The following is a 3684-nucleotide window of genomic DNA, read 5'->3' as shown; positions in this document are numbered from 1 at the left end:
GATTGATGGTGCAAAGAAAGAGGCTGAACAACTGTTTAAGGAAGTTCAGGCAAGGACAGACGACTATGAAAAAAGGCTGCATGAGGCAAAGGTAAAAGGGCAGGAAGAAAGGCTTAAGTTAAGACAAGTTGGTCTTGAGAATGAGAAACTTATTCTGGATGGTGCAAGGTCCGAGGCACAGGAGTCTGTTTCAGGAGCAAAGGTAAGACTTGAAGGGGAGATAAAATCTGTGATGAGTAAATTATCTGATGACAGCAGGGTCATATCGCGTGATATAGCAGAAAAAATTATAGGCAGGAAGGTGGCATAAATGAAAAGTTTCAAGTTTCAAGTTTTAAGTTTCAAGTTTTTACTTGCATCTTGCATCTTGCATCTTGCAACCTCAACTGTTTTTGCGGCCGCTGAGGGCGGGCATGAAGGCGGCAGCGATATGCTATGGAGGGTTATAAATTTTTCTGTGCTTGCGGGTCTTTTGTATTTTCTTCTGGCAAAGAGGGTTAAGACTTTTTTAACAGAGAGACGTGAATCCATAAAAAAGGCCCTTGTTGAGGCAAAGACAGCAAGGGAAGAGGCAGAAAAGAAATACAGGGAATATGAGGCAAAGGTTGCACTTCTTGATAAAAAGGTTTCAGAGATTACAGGGGAATTAAGGGCAGAAGGTATTGCTGATAGGGATAGAATTATTGAAGAGGCACAAAAGGCTGCTGAAAAAATCAAGGAGCAGACAAGGGTTGCCATAGAGCAGGAAATCAAAAAGGCAAAAGAGGGTATCAGGGGTGAGGTTGTAAACCTTGCCATTATCATGTCAGAGGAGATTTTGAGAAAAGAAATCAAGCCCGATGATCAGGCAAGGCTTATAAAGGAGTATATGGAAAGGATGAGGCTGCATTAAAGACAGGCTATAGGCAAGAGGCAAGAGGCAATAGGCAATAGAAAAACCAATAGCCCATTGCCCATCGCCTGTATTATATTTATGAGAAATAAAACCATTGCAAGGCGATACGCAAGGGCGCTTATAGAAATAGGGCAGGAAACAGGAACCTCCGGAGATATAGGCAGGGAGTTAAGAGGTATCTCTGCGCTCTTTTCATCTCACACTGAGTTGGCAGGTCTTCTTCTAAATCCTATGCATAAACTTGATGCAAGGACAGGGCTCATTGAAAAGGTCTGTGAGGGTTTAAGGGTATCTGATGTAGTCAGAAGATTCCTTGTCCTTCTTGTGAAAAACAGGAATATAGGCATGTTTCAGGATATATGCAGCGCCTATTACAAAATAGAGGATGAGATTGCAGGACGGATAAGGGCAGAGGTTGAAGCAGCGATAGACATGGATGAAAACCTTAAAAACGGCATAAAGGACAAACTTGAAAGATTAACAGGCAAGGAGGTTGTCCTTGCAGTAGAGAAAAATCCTCAACTATTGGGCGGGATTGTGGTAAGGGTTGGAAATGTAGTATTAGATGGAAGTATAAAGACCCAGTTAGACAGGGTTAAAACCAGATTAAAGGAAGGGGTGGCATAAATGATTAAAGCAGAAGAAATCAGTCAGATTATAAAAAATCAACTCAAGGGTTTTGAAAAGGAAATAGATATAAGCGAAATCGGCACTGTCATATCAGTGGGTGATGGTATTGCCAGAATCTACGGTCTTGAAAAGGCAATGGCAGGTGAACTCCTTGAATTCCCGGGTGAGATATACGGGATGGTTTTGAATCTTGAAGAGGACAATGTCGGCGCTGCAATACTTGGTTCAGACTACCACCTGATTAAAGAAGGCGATACTGTAAAGAGGACCGGCAGGATAGTTGAGGTCCCTGTTGGTGAAGAGATGAAGGGCAGGGTTATAAATGCCATTGGACAGCCGATTGACGGCAAGGGTCCGCTTGGGACAAAGAATTTTAGAAATGTTGAGGTAAAGGCAAGGGGTATTGTTGACAGGAAGCCTGTTAAAGAGCCTCTTCAGACAGGCATCAAGGCAATTGACGGCATGATACCAATCGGCAGGGGGCAGAGGGAACTTATAATAGGAGACAGACAGACAGGCAAGACCGCTGTTGCTATTGACACAATAATAAACCAGAAGGGGCAGGATGTCTTTTGCATATATGTTGCAATAGGGCAGAAAAACTCTACTGTTGCACAGGTGGTTGAAAAACTCCGACACTTCGGCGCTATGGACTATACACTTGTTGTTGCTGCAACAGCCAGCGAACCCGCGCCGCTTCAGTTTATTGCCCCATATACAGGATGCACCATAGGCGAGCATTTCAGGGACAACGGCAAGCACGCCCTTATTATATACGATGACCTTTCAAAGCACGCTGTTGCATACAGACAATTGTCGCTCCTTTTAAGAAGACCTCCGGGCAGAGAGGCATATCCCGGCGATGTATTCTATCTCCATTCAAGGCTTTTAGAAAGGGCTGCGAAATTAAAGGATGAGATTGGCGGAGGTTCTTTGACAGCGCTTCCAATCATTGAAACACAGGCAGGCGATGTGTCTGCATACATCCCTACAAATGTGATTTCAATAACAGATGGTCAGATATATCTTGAGACTGACTTGTTTTATTCAGGCGTCCGACCTGCAATAAATGTGGGTCTTTCAGTGTCCCGTGTCGGCGGCAGCGCGCAGGTTAAGGCAATGAAGCAGGTTGCAGGCACACTTCGTCTTGAACTTGCACAATACAGAGAACTTGCTGCATTTGCCCAGTTTGGAAGCGACTTGGACGCTGCAACGCAGAGGCAGCTGGCAAGGGGAGGAAGGCTCGTAGAGATACTAAAACAGGGGCAGTATAAACCCCTGCCTGTAGAAAAACAAATCCTCATTATCTATGCTGCAACAAACGGGTTTGTTGATGCATACCCTGTTTCAGCGCTTAAAAAATATGAAGATGAACTCTATACATACTTTGATACAAGACACCCTGAAATAGTTAAGGAAGTGAGAGAGAAGAAGACAATTGATGATTCAGTCAAATCCAAATTAAATAAGGCATTGGAGGATTTCAAAGGACTGTTTGTAGTCTAGAAAGGCTATGGGCAATAGGCTATAGGCAATAGGTAAAAACCCATAGCCAATAGCCCCTTGCCTATAGCCTATATTTATATCATGGCAACTCTACGAGACATAAGACGCAGGATAAAGAGCGTTAAGAACACCCAGCAGATTACAAAGGCAATGAAAATGGTTGCCGCTGCAAAACTCCGCCGCGCACAGGAGGATATTATTGCAGCACGTCCATATGCCCAGAAGATGATGGGTGTTTTATCCAGCCTTGCTGCAAGGACAAAGTCTGATTCACATCCTTTGCTTGAAGTGCGGGATGTAAAAAAGGTTGAACTTATTGTTGTTACATCTGACAGGGGCATGTGCGGCGGCTTTAACACTAATATTATGAGATTGGCAGAGAATTTTATAAGGAATAATACAGACAAGTTTGACATAGGCTTGAACCTTGTTGGAAGAAAGGGCAAAGATTATTTCAAACGACGGGGTTTAAACATAAGACAGGACAGGACGCTTCCTCCCGGCAGGCCTAATTATAAACTTGCGGCAGAGATTGGTCAGGATGTTGCTGAAAATTATATAAATGGCGCATTTGACGAGGTCTATGTTGTTTACAGCGAATTCAAATCAGCCATGAGCCAGAGGCCTGTTGTAACAAGGCTTTTGCCGATTGA

The 3684-nt window shown here is 43.7% G+C and carries 4 protein-coding genes and 1 pseudogene (1 of these 5 only partly in view); all 5 read left to right on the top strand.

The window, feature by feature from the left end; all coding sequences use genetic code 11:
* Positions 1-310, top strand: a pseudogene (locus tag HZC45_01120) (ATP synthase F0 subunit B) (it extends 134 nt beyond the left edge of the window).
* Positions 311-892 (top strand): ATP synthase F0 subunit B, encoded by a 582-nt coding sequence (locus HZC45_01115; GenBank protein ID MBI5681766.1) that lies wholly within the window; start codon positions 311-313, stop codon positions 890-892. It abuts the pseudogene before it with no gap.
* An 81-nt stretch (positions 893-973) separates the two neighbouring features.
* A complete protein-coding gene (gene atpH / locus HZC45_01110; GenBank protein ID MBI5681765.1) occupies positions 974-1522 on the top strand; it encodes an ATP synthase F1 subunit delta in 549 nt (182 codons plus the stop codon).
* Positions 1523-3031, top strand: a complete 1509-nt coding sequence (locus HZC45_01105) for a F0F1 ATP synthase subunit alpha (GenBank protein ID MBI5681764.1) — start codon at positions 1523-1525, stop codon at positions 3029-3031.
* Positions 3032-3112: 81 nt separating this feature from the next.
* Positions 3113-3684 (top strand): ATP synthase F1 subunit gamma (gene atpG / locus HZC45_01100; protein ID MBI5681763.1); only part of this gene is annotated, 572 nt, incomplete at its 3' end.

The organism is Deltaproteobacteria bacterium (genome assembly GCA_016223005.1).
Lineage (GTDB): Bacteria > Desulfobacterota > GWC2-55-46 > UBA9637 > GWC2-42-11 > JACRPW01.
The sequence above is the reverse complement of the archived record's forward strand: the minus strand, read 5'-3'. Positions and strand labels throughout refer to the sequence as shown.